The following is an 18,662-nucleotide window of genomic DNA, read 5'->3' as shown; positions in this document are numbered from 1 at the left end:
CCCTTGGAAAAGCGCTGTACGGCGGGCGCGTTAGCCATCAGGCCAGTTCTAGCGCCCGTTGCGGGCCTAAGAATCCCTGGATCACACGAGAACGGCCCACGAACTGAGGGACCACGCGAGCAAACAATCGGCTAAGCCAGTTCTTCAACGCGTTTCGGCAATCCGGCGACCAGCCCCCACACCGACTCGGCCGCAGGCGATAACGACCGGTCGCGCCTGCGCACCAATTCGACGGTTCGCTCGACCCGCGGCACCAACGGCAGCGCGATTAACGACGAGTTCGCCGGCAATGGCAAGGCCAGCCAGGGCAGTACGCTAATGCCGACACCCGCCTCCACCAGCCCGAACACCGTAGCGGAGTGACCCAGTTCCTGCACCACGTCGGCGATAACGTGATGTTCGCGCAGCACGGCATCGATTATCGGACGGCTTCCGGAAGCATGGTCCAGCATCACCAGACGTTCGCCGGACAAGGCGGCCCACGGTACATCCTGCGCCGCGGCAAAGGGATGGTCCCGCCTCGCGACCGCGCAAAACGAGTCAGTCATCACGACCTCTCCATACAGGTCGTCGTTGGCGTACGGCCCGATCGCCACACCGAAATCGACTTCGCCGGATTTGACCTTGCGAATCACGTCGCTCTGGAGGTCGTCACGCAAACCCAGTGAAATCAACGGAAATTCCCGGACACAGGCTGAAATGACGAGCGGCATCAGGCGGCACGCAACGGTCGGACTGGCGGCGACAATCACCCTGCCGCGCCGTTGCTGCCCAAGATCCCGGATTTCGCGCAGCGCTTCATCGAGGTCCGACAGCAGCCGTGACACACTGCCCACGAGATTCGTGCCGACGTCGGTGAGCTGAACCTCACGGGTGGTCCGGTCGACCAGTTTCAGGCCGATTTCCCCCTCGAGTTCGCGCACGCACCGGCTCACCGCCGACTGCGTCAGGCCGATTTCATCGCCGGCCCGGCTAAAGCTTTGCAGCCGGGCAACTTCAATAAACACACGTAGCTGGCGCAACGTCACATTGAGCGCTCGACTCATACTCTTCCCTCATCAATCCATCTCATAGATGCAAATTGTAGATCAAGGGGCGCTAAGAAAACGGTTTCATCGGGCGACACGCTGCGGTGCAGCAAAAATGCATTCGCGCACGCAGGATGGGCTTATTGCACTTGATTGGTGATTGTCCCGATTTCATTAACTGCACTTATAGCGTCTCATACGGGCCATGCTGGCACCGCGCCAGCCTACTGCCGCGAGGCTTTCCGTCCGATCGATACACGCATGGCACGGTTTTCGCATTTACTTGCGCAGAGGTCGGGGCCATTGCAGTTTTAAACGCAAATCGTCCGTCGCAATGTCTGCCCCGACCTTACCTGGGTTCGATCTTCGAATTCCGACCAGAGTGCGCGGCGCGGGGCAGCGCACCGGGGTTAGCTTCGCTGAGGTGAAACATGATGTTCGACGATTTAAGAGATAACGAGTGGGCGCTGGTAGAGGCCTTGTTTTGCGCAGAACCGGCACGCAGCGAACGGCGCGGCCGTCCGCGCGTGGAAGCACGTGCGGTCGTCAATGCCGTCTTGTGGGTCCTGTCCACGGGCGAAGGCTGGTCGAAGTTGCCGGGCCGCTACCCGTCGCCGCCGACTTGCCGTCGACGGTTCGACGAGTGGCAAGCAGATGGTACGCTCGCCGAAATCGTAAAACGGCTGGGCAACAACGGTCGTGAGGTGTCGTTGCGGGGCCGGATCGGTTCCACTGCTGCGAAACCGCCTGCACCGCCGAGCCGCGACCGTTTGCGTGGCGCATTCTGGACGAATCCGGAATCGTGGCGGGCGCCTGTCAAGATGGCCTGACAGCCTCCTGGCACAACGCGGTAAGCAGCACGTTCGGATGGGTTGGTCGATCGCTGCGCGACCCTCGCTTGACGACCAGCGCTGTATGGCTAAATTTACGCGAAGCACCCGCGCGCAGGTTTCCTGCGTTTTATCCCGGTTCTCACCGATGTATCTCCTCGAGTGATGCGCCGCCGGTCTGCGCTCGCAGACCGTTTTAGTCAGTCAATAATCTGCCGGCAAGCGCTCACCTTTCGTTGATTGAAAGGGAGCGCATGGCGTGCATTGTCTCCACGCACACGGACGTTGCTGTCGCTCGAACTTGAGTCCGACGACGACTTGTTGCGTTCAGTCTAGAACCCGGGAAACAACTCTTTACCATTATTTACAGCATGCTTTCGCGCCCTGGCATAGCTTATGAAGCTGGCTAGCGGACCAATACCGGTCCGAGGGGGAGTTCTCATCATGAAACCAATGTCACTGCTAGTGTGCGGCATTGTGTTTTCATCGCTGGGTGCGGCGACTTCGGTGCGCGCGGAATCGTCGGCGGGCAACTTCGCGCTGCGCGCCAATACAGTGAATACGCAAGCCAGTCCGCAGGATTGGAGGAAGGAACCGGTACGCGGCAGCAACATGACCGAAACCGCGCCGCGCGGGGATTTGCGGGGCGATATTGCGAGTAATGCACGCGCACGGCCGGAACCGGATCGCGGAGGTACGACGCGTAAGCATTGAGGGGTGTCAAAGCGCGAAGGCGCCGGAATACCGCGCATTCAAGCAAAATTAAGTCGATGGAGGTGCTTACGGGAACCCTTCCTTGTCGCGCCAGTCCGACTTGATGCCATGAGCACAGCGTGGCAGTAGCAGATCCGGTATGCCCGTATCCTCGTGATACGGGCTTTTTTTTGTCGGCGTTTTGCCGCTGTCATGAGCGGGCCGCTTTCACAGCCTCATTCAATCGACGCATAAATCGCGCTACGGCAGCCGCAACCGTTTGCCGGGTCGTTGAAGCGCAAGACGCGCTTTAACGGGAAGTACGGAGGAAGACCTTTAAGCGCGTGCTTCGGCCAAGGGTTCCTGGATGACAGCCGGAGAATAAGGTAAGGCGCGGTGCAGGTCCCAGTCCATCGAACGCTCGTCGCGTGCGAGACGGGAAAACTCAAGTTTGCCCCTCTCGGTCACCACGGCAATGTCCACGGGAGCGTGAAAACCAGGAGCGGGTGCTACAGTGCGCTGCCGGACCAACTCCAGCAGGCCCAAGTCGCGTAGATGGCTGAAAACGTTTGGGCGTCTTGCCCACGGAACTTGACGATACTGAGCTCGCCGGAGCGCTTCAAGTACGGCTTCGTTTGAATACGTGGTCATCTCGTTATATCTTCCAGTGCAGCCGTGACGGCACCGCATGGCAGTAACTGACTGCCAGCGGCACCGACTAAACGCGGCACGCCCCGAAACCAGTCAAAATGCCGACTTCGCGGCCCCTGACCGGAACTCGCAGCCGCCGCTTGCGCTAGGTGCTGCTTATTTCTGCTTACCGCTACTTATAATTCCGAGCGCCCGTTAAACGCGCACTACACAACGCGTTCCGCAGTTCCGGCGATGCATTCTCACGAATGCGATGACCACGAAGCGGATTATCTCGAAAACCTATACGTTACCTCAAACCAAATTGGTTCTTATAACTTTATTGCTGCTTTTCTTTGCACTGTTCGCAGTTTGGCGACAACGCCGGCGCGCGGTCGCGCTTGTTTGCGTCGTGCTGTTCTGGGCGCTGGGCGCGAGTTGGCTTTCTGCGCCTCTGCTTCACCTTGCGCAACGCGGATTCGAAGAGAAATCGACGCCGCAGGACGTGCATTTCGCATCGCGAACGACTTTTATCCTGCTGGGTGGCGGCACACGTTACGACGGCGACAAACGCCTGATTCCAAAACGTGATGCGTTCACGCGTATTGTTGTCACAGCCGAGTTGTATCGTGAGTGCCGGCGCGCGGGCGGCGCTTGCCGTGTGATCGTAAGCGGCGGCAATCCGCAGCATCACGAGCAAGCTGAAGCCGATAACTACGGACCCTTCCTGCTCGCTCGCGGCGTGAGCGCCAGCGATCTCGTGCTCGAAAACGAAAGCCTCAACACGTACCAGAACGCTCGCAATGTCGCGAGCATCGTGCAGCCCGAGCGCGACGAAACCCTTGTGCTGATTACCTCTGCGTATCACATGCCACGGTCATTGCTTGCCTTCAATGCCTTTGGCCTCGACACACAAGCGTTCACTAGCAATGTGCGGCGACCCGAGGCTACTTTCTTTCCCCGCTCGCGCGGTTTCATCGATGCTGAAACTGCCCTGCATGAACTCGTCGGCATCGCACGCTTTCATGTGTACCGAAAGTTGGGGCTGTATTGAATCGACTCGACTTGATCGAATCGACTTGATGCTGCCGGTCGCGTGTCAAGATCGTTACTTATCTCGAAATTCAGTACTAGAAAGCAATGCGCTTCGCCGGTATTATCGCCGGCTCAGTCAATCGACTGGCCGGGATGATGCTCTGTTAGAGTCGAATCGCAGCGTCATTGCTGAAATGTGACGGCGCTGTAACTACATGTAACGATTCGCGGGCAGGATCGGTATTTGCTACGCAGCGTGTAATGTCTCGCTAATCGGGACAGGCCAACCCGGGTTCAACGAGTCTATGGAGGTAACAATGAAGAAAATGTCCCTGGCAGTCTTGTTTTCCCTGAGCGCAATGACGAGCGCGGCGTTTGCGCAATCCGATCAGGGCGTCACGATGAGTACGGATCCGGCCAAAATCTCGGATATCGAGCAGCGCGCGCAGGACCTGCAGACACGCCAGTCGAACATGCAGACCGAAATGCCGATGCACAAGAGCACCATGCATCACAAGAAGTCAGGCATGAAGCATTCGAAAGGCACGGCCGAATAAGCGATCGGGTTTAAACGTCGCAATGGCGCGCAAACGTTAGCGGTTTTGAAACATTCCGCAAGCCGTCTCGCGATGCGTTCGCCAAAAAAGCCGGATATGACGCACGAGGCGTTGTATCCGGCTTTTGTTCGTTAGCGACGACTTCAGGCAACGATGGGTTCACCGGCGCGGCGTATGCTACATTCCGCGTCGATAAATTGAATCGCACTCGTGTGCGGAGGATCGTATGAGCAACATCCAGCTGGACATCGAATGGACCGAAGCAGCATCACGCAAGATTGAAAAGCTGATGCCGCGTAACGCAAAGGACAAGGACGCGTATCTCGCGCTGCCGCCGGTGGAGTGCCTGCCCATGGAAGGCGACGTGCTGTTTCTCGGCCCGGACGGAAAACAACAACCGTTTATCGTGGCCGAACGTCAGTACCATCATGACGGCGACGCCGACTGGACTATCATCCTGATCCTCGACGTACCGCACGAGACTCATTAAGGCTGACCGGCAATGGGCTGCTGAGATAGGCGCCGATGATGCACGGGGCCATTGCCGCGCGGACGCACTGACGTCTGCGTGGTTCCTTCAGCCTGCTCAGAGCTTTGTCACCACGTTGATTTCTCCGTGTTCGATCAGGTCCGGCAGTGTTTTGCCGAGCGCCTGGATGTGCGGTGTCTGATTGTGTTGCGCCAGCGCAGGCTCGCTCAGCCAACGCTCAAAGAATACGAATCGACGGGGCTCCTTGATGTCGCGATGCAGGTCATATTGCAGCGCACCCGGTTCCTTAAGCGTCGGCGCCACGATGCCTTGCAGCGCTTCCTTGAGCTTGTCTTCGCTGCCCGGTTTGGCGACAAACGTTGCGACCACGGCAATTTCCGTCATGACTTGACTCCAGATTAAAGGGATCAAGCATAACGTCGACGCTTCATACTCGCTGAAACGGCTATTGAACGGACAAGAAAAAAGCCCGCGTTCCCTTTGGGGAGCGCGGGCAAAAGCCGTCGCCCTACGAGGATAGGCGACGGGGCCATCGAGATCCGCTTGGCCAGCGGACCGCAATTCGTGAAATAAATGGGTGACACAGGGCGGCGAGAAGCAGGACACCGCTTCACGCAGGCGTCACGCAGATTACATGCCACAGATGCAATGTAATCCCTATGCAGTTGATTCCTATAAGCTTTCCCGCACATAAAAACGCAGAAACAGCGTCTGAACCGAACAATGTAACTGCTTGCTGTAACGTGACACCGACATCATCAGAGGTCCGAGCCCTTCCCTCTGAGGTCCTCGCCCGAAGCGTAACGCGGTGACCGCATTCACTCACGCGCGTTACCGCGCATTTGAATGCAAAAGGCATTTTCAAATGCTTCAACTAATCTCAGACGCAAAAAAACCCGCCTGAACTTCAGGCGGGTTAGTCGCGTATTAGTCACCACGCGCAGTCTTCGCGTGACAATCAGCTTATTGGTTCAACGTTCCGACTCAGCCTGCCGACGGTCACCGCGATATGGTTCAACGCAACTGGTCGTCGAGCAAGCCCATGATCTGGCGCGCTTGCGGCGAGGAATCGACGGCGCCCTTGCTGTCGATGATCGACACACGCGTCTGCGTTTCCGTCAGCGCCCGCACGTTGATCTCATAGTTCTTGGCCAACTTCTCTTTCTTACCGTGGAACACCTGGTTCCAGAAGCCCTGCTCAGCCGACGTCATGTCCTTCGGGTCGACATACCGGACGAAATAAATGCCGCGGCCACGATCGCGGTCGTCGACGGTGAAGTTCGTCCGGTCAAGCGCCAGACCCACGCGTAACCAGGCGCGATCGTAGGGCTCAGGCAGGTTGATCTCAACCGAGCTGGCTTCCGGCACCACGTCTTCCTTGATGGGTGTCTGCGCCGCGAGGGCAGCGTTCTGTGCCGCCCTCTGTGCCGAAGTCGTTGCCGTGGGTGAACTCGCTGCTGCCGCCGCGGCCATGGCAGCGTCTGTCGCGCCGGTCTGGCCGCTAGCCTGACGTGCATCAGACAGTGCAAGGTTCGCCATCAGGCGCTTGAGGTATTCACCTTCCAGCGCGGGATCGTTAGGCTTGGCCTGCCACTGGCTTTGATCGTTGTTGGTTCCCGTCAGCGCTTCGCGCATGCCTTTCTGACTGATGAACACATACGTGCCGCCGTTGGGCGCTACCTCAAGCCGGGTGCGGTACTTGTTGCGTTCCGCCGCAACGTACGAGTTGCCCGTTGCCGTTGACAGCGTGTTGCGAATCAGCCCGTCAGAGATCTGCGGATGGGTTTCGTTCCAGTCGGTTTCCATGACGCCCTTGTCGCGCGCGTCCACGACCAGCAGAAAGCCCTGTTCCTGCCAGAAACGACGAATCTGCGGCCAGACCTGCTCGGGCGCTTTGGTGTCGATGACCAGCCAGCGCTCCGTGCCGTCACGCTGAATATGCATGCCTGACACCGGCGGGATGACCGTAGGTGCGTTCGGTGCAGCCTTCTGCACTTGCTGGAGGTCCGATAGCGACGCCTGCCCGCCTTGCGGCGGCAAAGAGCGCTGATCCCCCGTTTCGTCGAGCAGATTGGGCGGGACCGCGAGGGACGCCTGTTTTGACCGCGAATCGCTCTTGTAATTGATTGCATTGGGAGACGACGTACCGCATCCGGCAACAAGGCCTCCCACCATCAAGAGGGCCGCGACCTTCAAAGCCGGCTTGTTCACACGAAAATCTGTCATGTTTGGGAAATCCTTCCGCTACGCCACGGCGTTTTCCGTGGATCAACCAAGCATTTTACCGGTCCGACGCGCCGCCGTGCAAAAACAGTGCCCCTGACGTCGTATGGCCCGGATGACACGACACGCGCCAGGACGCCGGAGCACGAATTCCATCCGGGAGAATTGAACCGGAATCGCGCCACCCGAAGACGCGAATCAGGCCACGCTTGCCCGCGCCGGTGCGTCCGTTTTCAACGCCCTATCTGACTTCCTTTCCTCACCAACCGAAGTCCACTTTCAATCTCATAAATCGATCTCCGGATGACCACCAAGACAATTTGTGACATTCACTCTTGCTTTGTCTTAGTCTTATTTTCATAACCAACGCATTGTTTAATAAGCACTTTTAACTAATTTTTGAGACGTTTTTAAAGACCCTACAAGACAATTCCTATCTCGATTTTTCAACGCACCGCTATCCTAAAATTAGTTCTCGATAACAAGAACGGCCACGAGAACGGAGTAACACCATGCCTCATGTCAAGTCCTTCAACCTTCTTCGGGCAACCGCTGCCGCATTGGTGATTGCGGCAAGCGGACCGGCGCACGCACAACTTGGCACCACCGTCGCGATCGCTGCAGCAGGCACATCGAGCTCGTCCAACCCAGCGGATGCCACTGCTCCCGTATTGCATCAGGCCGCGAACAGCGCGGTGCGCTGGCAGGAATCGACCGATACCAATCAGATTCGCGTGCGCCAGTACGTGTCTTCTTCGGGACAGGTCTATGCCGTCAGTTGGGCGGCCCGGCCATGCCCGATGTCGCGGTACTGCTCGGCACCTGGTTCGATCGATATCGGCAAGAAGCGAGCGCGGCTCTACCCAACGCGAGCGGGCTGCACTCATCGCGGGTGAACAGCAGTGATTTGATGGTGGAAACAGCAGTGCGCCTGCGCGATTTCAGCGGCCGGGCGTGGCTCCCCAGCGCGTTGCCGGCCGGCGTCGCGGCCGCAGACATTGAATAGGGGTGACCATGCGAAATCTGACTTGTGTACTTATCACGGCGATCGTTGCCGCTAGCGCCATGATGTCCGGCTGCGGTGGTGGCGGTGGCAGTAATGATTCAACCAGCGCCGCAGCGCCCGGGGCAAGTTCCCCGACCGCCGCAAGTGCTCCGCTGACATCTAGCGGCGCATCCGCTGCCAGCGCGCCTGCTGCCGCGGCCCCCGCCCAACCTGCCAGCGCACCAGCCAACACGGTCGCCCAGTCGACCACGCCCAACGTGCTGCCCATCACCGTTGCACAAATCGCAACCGGTACGAGGAACATGCTGCAAACCAGTGTGACGATCTGCGTTCCGGGAACCAGCACGTGCCAGACGATCAGCAATATCCAGGTAGATACGGGATCCCAGGGACTGCGCATCCTGGCTTCCGCGCTAGATCCAACTTTGGCATTGCCCTCCGTAACGAGCAGCACGGGTACGACCGCGGCAAGCTGCACCGTATTCGGCTCGGGTTACACATGGGGTTCAGTGCGAACTGCCGACGTGCATCTGGCCGGCGAGGTGGCCGCTGCGACATCGATCCAGGTCATCGCGGACCCGGCTATTCCGGCCGTGCCCACGGACTGCAGTAACTCCGGCCTGCCGATGCTGACCGCTACGGCGCTGCGAAGCAACGGGATTCTCGGCGTAGGCCCGTTCAGCGCTGACTGCGGCAGCGGCTGCTCGGCTGCCGCGCTGCCGCGCTGGTACTACGGCTGCTCGTCGGGCGCGTGTGTAGCAGCGGCGATGCCGGTTGCGCAGCAGGTGACCAATCCGATAAGCCGTTTCGCCACCGACAACAATGGTCTTGTCATCGATCTCCCGGCGGTCGCGGCCACGGGCGCAGCGAGCGTCACTGGCACCATGACATTCGGCATCGGCTCACAGTCGAATAATCTGCTTGGCAGCGCTCAGGTCCTCCCAAGTAACTCGATGACAGGGTTTGTTTCGACCGTCTTTCAAGGGAAAACTTACAGCACGAGTTTCATCGACAGCGGATCGAATGGCCTGTTCTTCCCGCTGAGCTCCGTGCCCACGTGCGGCTTCTGGTTCTGTCCAACCGCCGTGCAAAGTCTGGCGGCAACTGTTGCCGGCATCAATGGCGCAACGAGCAACGTGACGTTCACGATGGGCAACGCGACGTCGCTGTTCGCAAGCGGCAACTATGCGCTCAGCAATCTAGCGGGTACAGCAAGCAACTACTTCGACTGGGGCCTGCCCTTCTTCTTCGGGAGGCGCATCTATACCGCGATCGAAGCGAGTGCGACACCCGCGGGCAACGGTCCGTACTATGCGTTCTAGGCGTTGATCCTGTGCGGCGACAGCTCGTGATCGCCAAGTCGTCGCCGCACATGTCGAAGGGTTCTTCACCATTCGTGCGTGCTCGAGCTCTCCTGGTTCCCGGTGCTCGCGAGCGTGATTATTGTTGCCTGCAATAGCGTCGCTCGCCGGTCCTGTGAAGTACGTCCACGTCCTTCCAAAATACGTTCTGAAGCTAACCGTTTCGGAGATACCCGTGCATGACTGGATCAACGTGCCTCACGCCCCCTGATCTTCCTTGTATAAAAAGCGCAACTCGACCCGCCGGTCGTTTGCCAGACAAGTTACTAGCTTTCGTCGGTCCCGCATCCGGCAATCCGTTCCCGGCGATGCCCGGCCATAACCTCGTGCCTGAACGGTAGTCGCCACGCCACCTGATACCAGATAACGCTGGACAGTTTCGGCACGCTGATGCGAGAGCCGCCGGTTGTGGGCCTCACTACCTAGACGGTCAGTGAAACCTGACACGGTAATCGACGACACGGCGCCGTCACCCTTCACGGCCGCGATCAAGCCATCGAGCCGCTCACGGCCTTCCGGTGTAATCGATTCAACGCTGCTGCCGTTGAACGCGAACAACGCGTCAACAGATAACGCGACAAGTTTGGGCAATGGGTCCGTCGAACTCAACTCTTCCCGCGGTATCACGCAACTGTCAAGACTCTGCCGTGCTTCACCAACCGTTGACTCGACCATGTCGACCTTGATTTTTGCCTTGCCGAACTGGCGGGTCCACGCATCATGGCCCGCATGCGTCAATTTGACTTCAGCGCATGCTGTCTGCTTTTGTGCGTGCGGACAATAGACAAACCGTGGGTCGGCAATGATCGCCTGCAGGCTTGTCGTCAGGTCCGGGCGCAGCACCGCGACCGTGCGCAGCGGAGGATTATCGGGCGACAGCGGCTGCGTACCTTCAAGCCCAGCGGTCAAGTGCGCAGCTTCGCCGATCGACTCCTCTACAAAACCCCAACGATCTCCCGCGTCGATCTCGCTTTTTGCTACGTCGATCCAGCATTGGTCTTTGTAGCCAAAATAGTTGTCCTTGCGTTGATCCAGTTGGTCGAGGCGTGCTTGCAGTTGTACCAGCAGTTCACGAGGTTTCTCAATTTGCCCATAGACACTCCCCCACGGCGCCACAGCCGCACCTGCTTGCGTGCTCTGCTGGGTGCCAAACCCCGTTTGCAGAACGGTAGGATCCTGTATGCCCAGGCTGTCACGTAGTTCAGTGTTGGCGCAACCCGCCAGCGCATAAGCGCAGGCTACGGCGAAGATAACGTTTTTCATGGTTCGACCCGGTGACATCCACGGCGCCTCAGGCTCCGTGGACTTGCTGTGCGTACCGCCCGAGACGGCGGCAATGTTCAATTCGCTACGCTGGTCAACCGCCGAACACGTAACCCACGCCCGCACGCACGATGGTGCTGTTGCCACCCGACGACGACACTCCGCCATTGAAATTAATATTGCCCTTGTCATTCCAGCGCGAAACGCCAATACCCATTGCCGCCTGCCCGCGATAAGCTGCGACGCCCGCATTCAACGTCGTTCGCCCCGGCAGGTACGGTGTTACGACGTTAAGCGCCGACGCAGACGCAATCCCCTTGCGCGTGTTGCGATCGAGGTCGCGAATTTGTTGGTCGGTATTGTTGAAACGCTGGTCGGTATAGCTGTTGGCCTGACTGAGCGTAGAGCTGGCTGACTGGTTTAATTGGCTCAGGTTGACGGCGTCCGTTGCCGACGTACCGGCCGCGACATTGGTGATCTGCCGCTCGCTGCCCACCGCTCCCACCGATACCGATGACGCGCGATCTGCCAGCGATCCCGCCCCCAGCGCCACCGAATTGGCCGCGCTGGCCGTGGCGTTCGCCCCCATTGCGACGGCATGCGTGCCGCTTGCAGTGGCTGCTTCGGTTGATGTATCTCCAGCCGCGCTGTAAAGCGCGCTGCTTGATGTCACGAAGTTGCTGACATGGGTGACGATATCGTTCAACTGACCCAGGTTCACGGCGTCGGTAGCGAGCGTCGCGGCAGCCACGTTATGGATTGCGGTGCCACCGGCAATGCCCTGCCCGAGCGTGACATTGCCGAAATCCGTCGCGCCACTTGCGTTCTTGTCATAAGCGAGTGCTGTGACTGCCTTGCCAGTCTGGTCGACCAGGCCTGCACTCTTCAATTGCCCGACGTTGACGGCATCCGTGTCAGCCGTGCCTGCCTGCACATTGGTGATCTGCCGCTCGTTGCCCGGTGCGCCCACCGACACGCTGTTCACGCGATCCGCCACCGAGTTCGCGCCGAGGGCGACCGTGTTGCCGGCAACGGCTTGCGCGTTACCGCCGATCGCAGTGGCATTGAGGCCACTTGCGGTTGCTGCGGCAAGCGTTGTGTTCGATACAAAATATTTGAGCGCGCCGCCGTTCTGAAGGCCGTCGACAAGTTGCGCTGTCTGAAACAACTGATCACCGTTGACCGCGTCCGTACTGCCTGCTTTTACGGCGCCAGCTGCCACGTTGTGTAGTGCGACGGGCGACGTCGCGTCCGAACCACCCAGCGTCACGCTGCTTCGATTCACCGAGCCATCCGCTTTAGAGTCGTAGGTAATGGCAGCAATCGTATTGCCCGTTGGATCGATCAGGCCTGCGTTCTTGAGTTGCTCCACATTGACCGCGTCGTGATCCGCGCTGCCGGCCTTAACGTTAGTAATCTGCCGTTCGTTGCCCGTCGCACCCACCGATACGCTATTCGCGCGATCGGCTACCGAGTTGGCGCCAAGGGCGACCGTGCTGTCCGCGCTGGCTTGCGCATTCCCGCCGATCGCGGTGGCGTCCTGGCCGTTTGCTTTGGCTGCTGCGAGCATTGTGTTCGAGTTGAAGTACTTCAGTGCAGCCCCGTTCTGCAGGCTGTCCACAAGTTGCGCTGTCTGAAACAACTGATCACCGTTGACCGCGTCCGTGCTGCCCGCCTTCACGTCCCCGGCGGCGACATTGCGCAATGCGACCGGCACAGCGGCACCTGACCCGCCAAGCGTTACGCTGCTTCGATTAATCGTGCCATCCGCTTTAGTGTCATAGGTGACGGACGAAAGCGTATTGCCCGTCGAATCGATCAACCCCGCGTCCTTCAGTTGAGCAACATTCACCGCGTCCTGATCCGCCACGCCCGCCTTCAGGTTCGAGAGGACGGTGCCACCGATTCCACCCAGCACGACGTTCGATTTGTTGTCGCTCGTGTACGCAAGTTTCAACGGCTCTGCTCGAGTCAGCGTGGCGAGCGAGGATGCTACGTCTTGTACGTTTGTATTGGTCGCGTTCAATTGGGCACCGTTGACCGCGTCGCTGCTTTGCGTGCTCAACACGCCCGCCTTGAGGTTCGTGAGCGTCACGGCGGCCACAGTTGCCTGCCCCGACGTTCCCAGCGATGCCCCGCCCAGCGTAATCACACCTTTATCGACGCCGTCATACGCCACAAAGGCATTGGTCATTGTGCCCAGGGTATTCGTGGTCGCACCAAGTGCGTTTAGTTGGCTCATGTTGACCGCGTCCGTTGCAGTAACCCCGGGCGCCATGTGCACGATGCGCCGCTCCGACCCGACGTCACCCACGGATACCGCGTTATCCAACGAACCATCGCTGTTCGCGCCGAGCGTGACGCTGTTTTTTCCTCTCGCCGTTACGTTGCTGCCCAGCACGAACGAATCTGCGCCAAACGCTTCGTTACCGTTTCCGACCGCGTAGCTTCCCGCTCCGCCCACGACGTTGTCCTTGCCGATCGCTCCCGCACTTGCGGCATGCACCTGCGTAGCCGAGCCAATTGCAAGTGAGTCCGTGGCATCCGTGTCGACACTCGTGCGCCAGCCCATGGCAAGTCCATGGTCGGAACCAGCACTTGTGCGAACGCCTAGCGCAGTTGATTCGTTGCCGGTTGAGGACACTCCCATTCCAAGTGCCGCTGAGCCTGCGGTCGCGCTCACGTAAGAGCCCACCGCAACGGAATAATCCCCGGCCGCGTGAGCGTTCACGCCCATTGCAACCGCATTCGTGCCGACCGCGGCAGTTGGCGTTGAGCCGTCGATCGCCCCGGACACAATCAGTTGATCCGGTGTAAGGCCGGACCCGTATAAGGCAACCGCCGCAAGCCGGCCTGCATTTTCACTGCCCGACCCAGAAGCGTGCGGAGCAACAGCGCTCAGTGCCGCCCCCGATTGTGATGAATAGACCTGAGCGCGTTCGTTCGACACCTTCGCCAGGTTGTCGACAAGCACAGCCCTTGATACTTGCGGCACCAACATCAAGGAGACGGGAACAAGCGCCAGGAATACCGCGATACCCATTCTCGTTCGCCGACTGGAGCACGCGATCTCCGAAAGGCCGTACAAGCTAGCCTCACACAGGTCGACTGACACTTCATTTTGTTTCTTCAATACCACGCGCTGCGTCTTATTCATTTTCTTTTGCTCACTCAGGTCTTAGACACGCGGACGCGCCCTCGGAATCATTGGCATCGGGTCCCGGATAGTCGATCGATCGGGACCAGCGACTTGAGCGTGCGCAGGAATGCACCCAGGCACCGAATTGCTTCGAGAGCCAGAAACGGTCACTGATGTGTTTCCTGTCAGGCAGAAAGCCAATGGCACGCTCGTGTGCCACTGTGACAGGTCAAGATAAATTTCCCCTATCAGTAAACTCTTAAAACGAGAGGCGATAGTCCATTCGGTAGAGGTTTAGAGCCTTTAATGCGCGGATTTTGTGTTTATTTGAATGGAGCGATCAAGACGAGATTCCCAGAGGCGATCCTCCGATGTATCCTGAATACGTTAAATTAATCAGTTAAGTGCGTGAGCTGAGATCGATCACGTGTTCAGACAAGCAACGCGCCGCAAACCAAAACCCGTTACCCCAAATGCAAAGACGGCGGCGTGGTAAACCACGCCGCCGTCCTGATCGTCCAACATCCAAGCAACATCCGAGCAACATCCTACAAACCGTCACACATCCAGCGAGGCCATGCTTGTCTCTACCCGAATCTTTAATTCGCCCCCGGACGAGCGCTACGCTGCGCGATCATCCTCATCAAAGATCTTTTGTGCCAGATGAAACGCCGAATTTGCCGCCGGCACCCCACAGTAAATGGCGGTCTGCAACAGCACTTCCTTGATTTCCTCACGCGTGACGCCGTTGTTTTTCGCTGCCCGCAAATGCAGCGCGAGTTCTTCGCTGCGGTTGAGCGCGACCATCATCGAAATGGTCAGGAGGCTGCGGGTATGGCGCGGCAAGCCGGGACGCGTCCAGATGTCGCCCCATGCGTAGCGCGTGATCAGGTTCTGGAACTCGGTCGTGAGGTCCGTGCGGTTCTCGAGCGAGCGCGTGACATGGGCATCGCCCAGCACCTCACGGCGTACGCTCAAGCCCGCTTCGTAACGTTCGTCTTCGGTCATGTCAGGCTCCCAGGAAATCGAGCAACGTTTTTGTGTAGATATCCGCTTGCTCGATATTCGACAAGTGCGCGGCATCGAGTTCGACGTAACGCGAACCCGCGATGTATCTGGCCAGTTCGCGTCCTTGCGCGGCAGTCGTCGACTGGTCGTGCGTGCCCGAAATAACCAGCACCGGCGCCTTGATGGTCCTCGCTTCTTCACGCGAATCGGCGTCACGAATCGCTTCGCAATTCGACGCGTAACCTTCGCCCGATGTGTGGCGGAATACGTCGCGAATACCCGATAGTAAAAGGGGCTGTGCTGCCATGAAGCCAGCCGTAAACCAGCGGGGCAGGACGGCATCGGCCAGAGCAGGCATGCCGCCCTCCTCGCGGGCCTTCGCAGCCCGAGGCGTCCATACTGCGTCCGAGCCAATCAGCGCCGCCGTATTCGACAGCACCACGCGCTCGAAGCGCTCCGGGTGGCGTGCAGCGAGCGCGATGCCGGTCAGGCCGCCCATCGAAAGGCCGCAATAATGCGCGCGCTGGATGCCGAGTGTGTCGAGCAAACCGATCACGTCGCCTACGAGTTGGGCGAGTGTGTACGGACCCTTGGGCGCGTCCGAACGGCCATGACCGCGCGTGTCGTAACGCAACACGCGATATTTCGCCGCGAGCGCTTCGACTTGCGGTGTCCACATCGAGACATCGGCGCCGAGCGAATTCGACAACACGAGCCAGGGCGCGTCGCTGCCTGCAGTGGCGTCGATGCGATAGAAGAGTTGAATACCGTTGACGGCGGCAAAAGGCATTACGGAAGACTCCTGGATGAAGGGAGTCGATGCGCGCGCAACGCGGCATCGACAAAAGCGTGCGCTTGACCCACGTAGTTCGCCGGATCAAGCAGCGCTTGCAGTTGGACAAGGGAGAGATGGTGCGTGACACGCTCGTCGCTCACGAGCACATCGTAAAGGGTCGCGCCAGTCGCCACGGCTTGCTTCGATGCATGTTCCACGAGCGAGTGCGCGTCGAGCCTGCCAATCCGGTCGCCGAGCGCGAGCATCACCGCTTCGCCGAGAATCAGCCCATGCGTGAGCTCCAGGTTGGCTGCAAGCCGCCCGGCGTTCACTTCGATGTTCGACACAATCACCGTGATCTGCGCGAGCGCGCCGCCCGTCAGGCGTGCAAGATCGGGCAGCGCTTCCCATTCGGCCTGCCAGCCGCCGAGCGCGCGTTCATGCTCCTGAACCATGCCGCTGAACACGGTCGCGACCAGATTCGGCGCACGCATGGCGGCCGTTAAAACAGCAGCGCAGCCTACGGGGTTGCGCTTGTGCGGCATCGTTGATGAACCGCCCTTGCCCGCTGCAGCCGGCTCGGCCAGCTCGCCGACTTCCGTTTGCATCTGCAAGGAGATATCGCGGGCGATTTTCCCCAGCGTACCGATCAGGATGCCGAAAGATGCCGCTGCTTCCGCTATGCGATCGCGTTGGGTATGCCACGGCAACGAAGGAAGTTGCAGGCCGAGGTCATCGGCAAGAGATTGGGCGACCAACGGTGCCTTGTCCCTCAAACTTGCCAACGTGCCTGCCGCGCCGCCGAATTGCAGCGCGAGCACACGCGAGCGGCACTGCGCAAGACGCTCGCGATGCCGCGTCAACGCATCGAGCCATTGAGCGAATTTAAGGCCGAGCGTGATCGGCAAGGCTTGCTGAAGCCACGTCCGGCCGATTGCCGGCGTTGTTCGATATTTCTCCGCCTGAAGTGCAAGCGCCTCGCACGCGTCATTCAAACCGGCGTCCAATAGATCGAACGTGGTGCGCAGTTGCAGGACCGTACCGGTATCGATGATGTCCTGGCTCGTCGCGCCCCAATGCACGTACTTGGCGGCATCGGCGTCCTTAAGTTTGACCGCCGCGGTCAGCAATTTCACTAGCGGAATCGCAAGATTGCCGCCGGACGCAGCGCCGATCATCAACGCGTCGGCATCGATCAGATCAGGGCTGCAAGCAGTCACGATCGCATCGACCGCGCTCGCCGGAATCACGCCATGCAACGCCGATGCCCGCGCGAGCCCCGCCTCGACATCCAGCATCGACTGGACGGTCTGGCGCGCGGACCACACGGCGTTCATTTCGCGCGTGCCGCAGATCAGGTCCGTCAGCCGTCCCGCTGCCGAAAATGTCGGCTCAGACATCACACACGCTCGATGACGATCGCAATGCCCTGACCCACGCCGATGCACATCGTGCACAGCGCAAAGCGTCCGCCGGTCCGATGCAACTGATACATCGCGGTCGTGACCAGGCGTGCGCCGCTCATGCCGAGCGGATGGCCGAGCGCGATCGCGCCGCCGTTCGGATTGACGCGAGGATCGTCGTCGGCAATGCCAAGCATGCGCAGCACAGCCAAACCTTGCGACGCAAACGCCTCGTTCAACTCGATCACATCGAATTGATCGATGGTCATGCCCAGGCGCTTCATCAGCTTCTGCGACGCCGGCGCCGGCCCGATGCCCATCACGCGCGGCGGCACGCCAGCGGTCGCAATGCCCAACACGCGCGCACGCGGCACGAGGCCGAAGCGCTTGGCGCTGTCTTCATCGGCGATGAGCAAAGCCGCCGCGCCATCGTTCACGCCCGACGCATTGCCCGCCGTCACCGTGCCATCCGGACGCACGACACCCTTCAGTCTCGCGAGCGCTTCCATGCTCGTTTCACGCGGATGTTCGTCTTGCGTGACCAGCACCGGATCGCCCTTTTTCTGCGCGATCGACACCGCCACGATCTCTTGTGCAAGCGTGCCGTCCTTCTGAGCGCGCGACGCTTTCTGCTGGCTGCGCACAGCAAACGCGTCCTGGTCTTCGCGGCTCACCTTATAGTCGGTCGCGACGTTTTCGGCCGTCTCCGGCATCGAATCCACGCCATGCAGTTTCTTCATCAGCGGATTGACGAAACGCCAGCCGATGGTTGTATCGAAGATCTCTGCCTGACGCGAAAACGCCGTCGTCGCCTTGCCCTGCACGAACGGCGCACGGCTCATGCTTTCCACGCCGCCCGCAACCATCAGCGTCGCTTCGCCCGACTTGATCGCCCGCGCGGCCACGCCGATTGCGTCCATACCCGATCCGCACAAGCGGTTGATCGTCGAGCCGGGCACGCTGTCGGGCAAACCGGCCAGCAACGCCGACATGCGCGCGACGTTGCGGTTGTCTTCGCCCGCCTGGTTCGCGCAGCCGAAGATCAGGTCATCGACGGCGTTCCAGTCCACGTCCTTATTGCGCTCCATCAACGCTCGCAGCGGCACGGCGCCGAGGTCGTCGGCACGAACTGAGGACAACGCGCCGCCGTAACGGCCGACCGGCGTGCGAATCCCGTCGCAAATGAAAGCTTCTTTCATGCCCATCTCCTTGAATACTCTT

16 protein-coding genes and 2 pseudogenes are annotated in these 18,662 nt (G+C 59.7%); 7 read left to right on the top strand and 11 right to left on the bottom strand.

Features of this window, described 5'->3' with window-relative positions; translation table 11 throughout:
• Positions 1 to 131: 131 nt before the first annotated feature.
• Entirely contained in the window at positions 132 to 1,046 is a 915-nt protein-coding gene (locus GSQ93_RS04165; protein WP_158934355.1) for a LysR family transcriptional regulator, read from the bottom strand.
• A gap of 413 nt (positions 1,047 to 1,459) precedes the next feature.
• On the opposite strand from GSQ93_RS04165, the pseudogene GSQ93_RS04160 reads away from it, so the two are divergent.
• Together GSQ93_RS04160 and GSQ93_RS04155 are read left to right on the top strand one after the other, a co-directional pair.
• Positions 1,460 to 1,846 (top strand): annotated as a pseudogene (locus GSQ93_RS04160) (transposase); the annotation flags it as partial.
• Between the two features lie 456 nt (positions 1,847 to 2,302).
• Positions 2,303 to 2,572: a hypothetical protein gene (locus GSQ93_RS04155; RefSeq protein ID WP_158934354.1), complete on the top strand. Its 270-nt coding sequence runs from the start codon at positions 2,303 to 2,305 to the stop codon at positions 2,570 to 2,572.
• Between the two features lie 315 nt (positions 2,573 to 2,887).
• On the opposite strand, the gene GSQ93_RS37970 is transcribed toward GSQ93_RS04155, so the two are convergent.
• Positions 2,888 to 3,202, bottom strand: coding sequence for a hypothetical protein (locus GSQ93_RS37970; protein WP_158934353.1), 315 nt, complete (start codon positions 3,200 to 3,202; stop codon positions 2,888 to 2,890).
• 253 nt (positions 3,203 to 3,455) lie between these two features.
• Between GSQ93_RS37970 and GSQ93_RS04145 the strand changes: the two genes are divergently transcribed.
• The 3 genes from GSQ93_RS04145 to GSQ93_RS04135 all read left to right on the top strand — a co-directional run bounded on the left by GSQ93_RS04145 (position 3,456) and on the right by GSQ93_RS04135 (position 5,263).
• The gene (locus GSQ93_RS04145; protein ID WP_158934352.1) at positions 3,456 to 4,235 is read left to right on the top strand and encodes a YdcF family protein; all 780 of its coding nucleotides are present in this window, start codon (positions 3,456 to 3,458) and stop codon (positions 4,233 to 4,235) included.
• A 298-nt stretch (positions 4,236 to 4,533) separates the two neighbouring features.
• A complete protein-coding gene (locus tag GSQ93_RS04140) occupies positions 4,534 to 4,773 on the top strand; it encodes a hypothetical protein (RefSeq protein ID WP_158934351.1) in 240 nt (79 codons plus the stop codon).
• A gap of 226 nt (positions 4,774 to 4,999) precedes the next feature.
• On the top strand, positions 5,000 to 5,263 hold the full coding sequence (locus GSQ93_RS04135) for a hypothetical protein (protein WP_031358965.1): 264 nt from the start codon (positions 5,000 to 5,002) through the stop codon (positions 5,261 to 5,263).
• A 96-nt stretch (positions 5,264 to 5,359) separates the two neighbouring features.
• On the opposite strand, the gene GSQ93_RS04130 is transcribed toward GSQ93_RS04135, so the two are convergent.
• Both GSQ93_RS04130 and bamC read right to left on the bottom strand, forming a co-directional pair.
• Complete coding sequence (locus tag GSQ93_RS04130; RefSeq protein ID WP_158934350.1) at positions 5,360 to 5,647, bottom strand: putative quinol monooxygenase; 288 nt, start codon at positions 5,645 to 5,647, stop codon at positions 5,360 to 5,362.
• A gap of 630 nt (positions 5,648 to 6,277) precedes the next feature.
• On the bottom strand, positions 6,278 to 7,489 hold the full coding sequence (gene bamC / locus GSQ93_RS04125) for an outer membrane protein assembly factor BamC (RefSeq protein ID WP_158934349.1): 1,212 nt from the start codon (positions 7,487 to 7,489) through the stop codon (positions 6,278 to 6,280).
• 509 nt (positions 7,490 to 7,998) lie between these two features.
• Here bamC and GSQ93_RS04120 point away from each other — a divergent pair.
• Positions 7,999 to 8,492, top strand: a pseudogene (locus tag GSQ93_RS04120) (DUF2844 domain-containing protein).
• Here the strand turns inward: GSQ93_RS04120 and GSQ93_RS38635 are convergent.
• Entirely contained in the window at positions 8,428 to 8,892 is a 465-nt protein-coding gene (locus tag GSQ93_RS38635; protein WP_367889736.1) for a hypothetical protein, read from the bottom strand. The pseudogene GSQ93_RS04120 and the gene GSQ93_RS38635 sit on opposite strands and share 65 nt — an antisense overlap.
• Here GSQ93_RS38635 and GSQ93_RS04115 point away from each other — a divergent pair.
• Complete coding sequence (locus GSQ93_RS04115; RefSeq protein ID WP_367889733.1) at positions 8,795 to 9,814, top strand: DUF3443 domain-containing protein; 1,020 nt, start codon at positions 8,795 to 8,797, stop codon at positions 9,812 to 9,814. The two genes, GSQ93_RS38635 and GSQ93_RS04115, sit on opposite strands and share 98 nt — an antisense overlap.
• A gap of 237 nt (positions 9,815 to 10,051) precedes the next feature.
• On the opposite strand, the gene GSQ93_RS04110 is transcribed toward GSQ93_RS04115, so the two are convergent.
• The 6 genes from GSQ93_RS04110 to pcaF form a co-directional block, all read right to left on the bottom strand.
• Entirely contained in the window at positions 10,052 to 11,116 is a 1,065-nt protein-coding gene (locus GSQ93_RS04110) for an OmpA family protein (protein WP_158934347.1), read from the bottom strand.
• Positions 11,117 to 11,210: 94 nt separating this feature from the next.
• The gene (locus tag GSQ93_RS04105; RefSeq protein WP_158934346.1) at positions 11,211 to 14,273 is read right to left on the bottom strand and encodes a YadA-like family protein; all 3,063 of its coding nucleotides are present in this window, start codon (positions 14,271 to 14,273) and stop codon (positions 11,211 to 11,213) included.
• A gap of 603 nt (positions 14,274 to 14,876) precedes the next feature.
• Positions 14,877 to 15,263, bottom strand: a complete 387-nt coding sequence (pcaC, locus tag GSQ93_RS04100) for a 4-carboxymuconolactone decarboxylase (RefSeq protein WP_089160921.1) — start codon at positions 15,261 to 15,263, stop codon at positions 14,877 to 14,879.
• 1 nt (position 15,264) lies between these two features.
• Entirely contained in the window at positions 15,265 to 16,053 is a 789-nt protein-coding gene (gene pcaD / locus GSQ93_RS04095; RefSeq protein ID WP_158934345.1) for a 3-oxoadipate enol-lactonase, read from the bottom strand.
• Positions 16,053 to 17,438: a 3-carboxy-cis,cis-muconate cycloisomerase gene (locus GSQ93_RS04090; protein ID WP_158934344.1), complete on the bottom strand. Its 1,386-nt coding sequence runs from the start codon at positions 17,436 to 17,438 to the stop codon at positions 16,053 to 16,055. The genes pcaD and GSQ93_RS04090 overlap by 1 nt, the downstream gene beginning before the upstream one ends.
• Complete coding sequence (gene pcaF / locus GSQ93_RS04085; protein WP_158934343.1) at positions 17,438 to 18,640, bottom strand: 3-oxoadipyl-CoA thiolase; 1,203 nt, start codon at positions 18,638 to 18,640, stop codon at positions 17,438 to 17,440. Before pcaF ends, GSQ93_RS04090 begins: the two co-directional genes overlap by 1 nt.
• Positions 18,641 to 18,662: the final 22 nt, after the last annotated feature.

The sequence above is a fragment of the Burkholderia sp. S171 genome (assembly GCF_009766085.1).
In the GTDB taxonomy this organism is placed as follows: domain Bacteria; phylum Pseudomonadota; class Gammaproteobacteria; order Burkholderiales; family Burkholderiaceae; genus Caballeronia.
This window is presented reverse-complemented; position numbering and strand designations above follow the sequence as displayed.

Coding starts and splice junctions, on each gene's coding strand:
- GSQ93_RS04165 (WP_158934355.1), bottom strand. CDS start 1,046: ATGAGTCGAGCGCTCAATGTGACGTTGCGCCAGCTACGTGTGTTTATT.
- GSQ93_RS04155 (WP_158934354.1), top strand. CDS start 2,303: ATGAAACCAATGTCACTGCTAGTGTGCGGCATTGTGTTTTCATCGCTG.
- GSQ93_RS37970 (WP_158934353.1), bottom strand. CDS start 3,202: ATGACCACGTATTCAAACGAAGCCGTACTTGAAGCGCTCCGGCGAGCT.
- GSQ93_RS04145 (WP_158934352.1), top strand. CDS start 3,456: ATGACCACGAAGCGGATTATCTCGAAAACCTATACGTTACCTCAAACC.
- GSQ93_RS04140 (WP_158934351.1), top strand. CDS start 4,534: ATGAAGAAAATGTCCCTGGCAGTCTTGTTTTCCCTGAGCGCAATGACG.
- GSQ93_RS04135 (WP_031358965.1), top strand. CDS start 5,000: ATGAGCAACATCCAGCTGGACATCGAATGGACCGAAGCAGCATCACGC.
- GSQ93_RS04130 (WP_158934350.1), bottom strand. CDS start 5,647: ATGACGGAAATTGCCGTGGTCGCAACGTTTGTCGCCAAACCGGGCAGC.
- bamC (WP_158934349.1), bottom strand. CDS start 7,489: ATGACAGATTTTCGTGTGAACAAGCCGGCTTTGAAGGTCGCGGCCCTC.
- GSQ93_RS04115 (WP_367889733.1), top strand. CDS start 8,795: ATGCTGCAAACCAGTGTGACGATCTGCGTTCCGGGAACCAGCACGTGC.
- GSQ93_RS38635 (WP_367889736.1), bottom strand. CDS start 8,892: ATGCGCAGTCCCTGGGATCCCGTATCTACCTGGATATTGCTGATCGTC.
- GSQ93_RS04110 (WP_158934347.1), bottom strand. CDS start 11,116: ATGAAAAACGTTATCTTCGCCGTAGCCTGCGCTTATGCGCTGGCGGGT.
- GSQ93_RS04105 (WP_158934346.1), bottom strand. CDS start 14,273: ATGAATAAGACGCAGCGCGTGGTATTGAAGAAACAAAATGAAGTGTCA.
- pcaC (WP_089160921.1), bottom strand. CDS start 15,263: ATGACCGAAGACGAACGTTACGAAGCGGGCTTGAGCGTACGCCGTGAG.
- pcaD (WP_158934345.1), bottom strand. CDS start 16,053: ATGCCTTTTGCCGCCGTCAACGGTATTCAACTCTTCTATCGCATCGAC.
- GSQ93_RS04090 (WP_158934344.1), bottom strand. CDS start 17,438: ATGTCTGAGCCGACATTTTCGGCAGCGGGACGGCTGACGGACCTGATC.
- pcaF (WP_158934343.1), bottom strand. CDS start 18,640: ATGAAAGAAGCTTTCATTTGCGACGGGATTCGCACGCCGGTCGGCCGT.